Origin of the sequence: Natronomonas sp. (genome assembly GCF_036625485.1) — an archaeon.
Taxonomy (GTDB): Archaea; Halobacteriota; Halobacteria; order Halobacteriales; family Haloarculaceae; genus Natronomonas.
In genome coordinates this window covers 1-3,388 of record NZ_JAZKTR010000212.1, presented here as the reverse complement: position 1 = coordinate 3,388, position 3,388 = coordinate 1, and the positions used below count along the sequence as shown (strand labels likewise).

Annotated in this window: 2 protein-coding genes; one reads left to right on the top strand and one right to left on the bottom strand. The window is 64.4% G+C overall.

Annotated elements, in window-relative coordinates:
- Positions 1-1,967, bottom strand: a 1,967-nt coding sequence (locus V5A53_RS13940; RefSeq protein ID WP_332314221.1) for a hypothetical protein, incomplete at its 3' end; no start/stop codon positions are given.
- 91 nt (positions 1,968-2,058) lie between these two features.
- Between V5A53_RS13940 and trmY the strand changes: the two genes are divergently transcribed.
- Positions 2,059-2,652: a tRNA (pseudouridine(54)-N(1))-methyltransferase TrmY gene (gene trmY / locus V5A53_RS13935; protein WP_332314220.1), complete on the top strand. Its 594-nt coding sequence runs from the start codon at positions 2,059-2,061 to the stop codon at positions 2,650-2,652.
- Positions 2,653-3,388: the final 736 nt, after the last annotated feature.

The following is a 3,388-nucleotide window of genomic DNA, read 5'->3' as shown; positions in this document are numbered from 1 at the left end:
CGGGCCTGCATCGTCTCCTCGGGAATCTCGGGGTCGCCCGGAACCGGTTCGGTGACCAGATAGGCGTTCTGTGCTCGGCCGCCGGCGATATGGCGGTCGTAGGCCGAATCCGGGTCGGTTGCGAACGTGAAATCACGGTAATTCGATTGGGCGTACCCGTAACTCCGCGATTCCCCGCTGACGTGGTAGTTGTACATCCGGCTCCACGACCACGGACTGAAGACGTAGTTATCGGGGTACTCGTGGCCCGCCGCGGCGGCGTGATCGTCGATGAAGGCGGCGGTTCCGTACTGCTCTTCAGGAATCGTGAGATTGGACGCACCGATGGGTGCCAGCACCGCCGAGAGGCCGCAGACGAGCAGGACGATGACGACCAACCTGACCGCGACGTCCCGGTCGGGAAGCGTCACCGGTCGCCCCTCGCCGCCGAGTGGGACCGGCAGTTCCGCGGCATCGACGCGCTCGGCGAGGGCGACGAGCGCCAGCCCACCGAACAGCGCGGTGAAGGGCGCGAGTTCGCCAGCGTATCGGGCCTGCAGCGTCGCCAGAAAGAGCATGAACCACCCGTAGCTGGTGGCGACGAGCCACGAGCGGTCCCCGCGATAGGAGCGGTAGAGACCCCAGCCCATCGCGGGGATGACGACGAACAACAGCAGGCCAAACGAGAAGAGCCACCCCATCGTTTCCGTGCCGAAGACCGACTGCATCTCGACGATTTCTCGGTCGGCGAACAGGCGGGAGACCTGCCGTGAGATTGCTGCCCACTCGGTCGGCGCGAGGAAATGCACGCCGGCCGCAACGCCGGCGACGCCGACGATGCCCGTCGTCGGGAACGCCCACGCGGGCAACTCCAGCGCACGCCAGCCGTAGGTCGCGCCGACGACGCCGAGGATGCCAAGGGCCAAGACCACGGGTACGCCGACGATGAACGTTTCGTGCCAACCCCAGAGGAGATGGGTCAGCAGGACGACCGCCGCGCCGAGTCCAACTCCCGCGGCGGTGGCGAGGCCGGGTGCGAGGAACGACTCGTCATCTCGGACGGCGATAGCCGCTCCGACGACGACTGCGATGGCGACCGGGAACAGCAACAGCGTCGCGGCCCACCACGCGAGGATACTCCCGGCGACACCGACGGCGAGGATGCCGACCGCGCGTGCCGTCCGCCAGTCTGCGGCCAGCGAATCGAGGTCGAAGGTCGCGACGGTGCCCCACGCGACGACGGTGAGCCAGAAGTAGTCGAAGGCGTGGTGGTCGACGAACCCCAGTGATGACCGGAGCGCGTGGACCGGCAACACCGCGAGAACGAGCACGCTCGCCAGCGCGACCTGGCGGTCCTCGGCCACCTCGCAGGCGAACAGATAGACGACGAGGCCGGTCGCGACGGCGACGAGAACCGGCAGCCACGCGAGAAACGCAGTATGGCTTCCGAGACCGCCGGCTAATTCGGCGCCGACGAGCATCTGGACGGTCGTCAGGGGTTCTTGTGTTCCTAACCCACCGGGGAGTTCAGAGAAACTCCAACCATCTCGAAGGCCAACTTCGGTCAGATAAACGTAGTAGTAGGGATCGTTCGACGGAAACACGACCCGGTCACGAAAGACGGATGGATAGGTAGTCGCCCGAAAGACGGCGACCAGGGCGAGCAAACCGGCAAGTGCCACAGCAGCCGCGCGGTCGATATCGGGCAGCAACAGCACGTCGTTCGCCTCAAAACTGGATTCCTCGCGCTCGATATCACCGGAAAGTGCCCGGTCGACAGCCTCGGGGTTCGCAACCCGATACTCGTCGCCGACCGATTCGACGAGACCCTCGTTGACGAGTTCGCCGAAAACGCCCGAATCGACCGGAACGTCGTCGAAGGTCCACGTCTCCGCGTCGCGGTCGACCGTCCGAACCGCTTCGAGCGCCGGTTCGAGGGCTGGATTCTCGTCGAGGACCGTACGCACCGCGGCGGCGTCCCTGTCCACCCGTGACCACGCGGGGGCGATAAAATCACCCCATTCGACCAGCGCTGCAGCGAAACGTGGCGGCTAAAGGGTCCGCGCCCGGAGGGCCGATATGCGACAGTTCATCGTCGTCGGCCACGACGCACCGACGACCGCCGACTTCTCGCTCGACGACCTGCCCGGTGCCGGTCGCCTCGACGTACTGTGTCGGTGTGTCAACAGCGCCTTCTTCCTCTCACACGACCTCCGTGAGGACGTTCGCGTCCACCTCGTTTTGGGCGACGAGTACGTCGTCCGCTTCGAGGGGTCGGAACTCCGGCGACTGAACCCCGACGAACGCTCGACGGGCGCGCTGATTCGCGGCGCCCTGGAGGCCCGCGAGGAGGCCATCGGCGCGATGGAAGCCAACCCCTCGCCCGGCGTCTACATCGGCACGGGTGATTTCGCCGCGACCGTCGAATCGGTCGCCGAGGAGGGAACGCTCGTCGAACTCCACGAGGGCGGCGACCCCGTCGTCGACGTCGAACCGCCCGAAAACCCCGTCTTCGTCCTCTCGGACCACCACGACTTCACCGACGCCGAGGCGGACCTGCTGGCCGACCGTGCCGACCGGCGCGTCTCCATCGGCCCGCATGCACTCCACGCCGACCACACAATCACCGTCGCGCACAACTACCTCGACACCGACGGGTTCGTGGACTACTGACCGCGGTCGTCTGGGTATCGTGTTAAGCTACACGTGATTCCACCAGACTGTGAAGGCCCGAAACCGTGATTCCGCGGTCGTTGGCTTCGGCATGAATCTTCTGCGAGCATAGCACGAACTTCGAGGGTAAGACGGGGGACTCGAGAGTCACTCCACCGAGTTCTCGACGACGACAGGGTCAATAGTCGCGGGGTACGAGCATTTGCGAATCGTGTTCGAACTTCGGTGTTGATACGAACGCAGCGATTCGCCGCCCATCACCTCCCGTGAGAGAACTTTCCCTCGCCATGAAGGCGACGTGACTCGAGTAATTACATCATTCTCGATGGGATTCGGTTAATAATCGGTTCCTACTGGTGCGAACGAGCGACTCCGGCGGGCCGGTTTATGTGAGGCACGCTCGGAGTCGGGCGACATCGGAGATCGAATCGGCGTCTTCATCTCCATTGTTCGGGTCGACCGTCGAGACTCCTTCGACCCCTATACTGATGACTCAGCGTATGGGAACTGCCGAGCAGGTGGCTCCCCAGGGAGCGGTTCGTCGCGTCCGCCCGGTCTCGATGATATCGGTGCGTGGTTCAAACGAGCGGGCCTCCGTATGGCCGACTCCGAAACCAACGCAGGACGAGACGTTCCCAACCTTCCGAATCAGTCGACATCCCAAGACCAAGAACGGCAGATTCGCACCTCTACTGGAGTCTACGGTGGGTCGTCTGGGGTAAGGTTCTGTTTATAG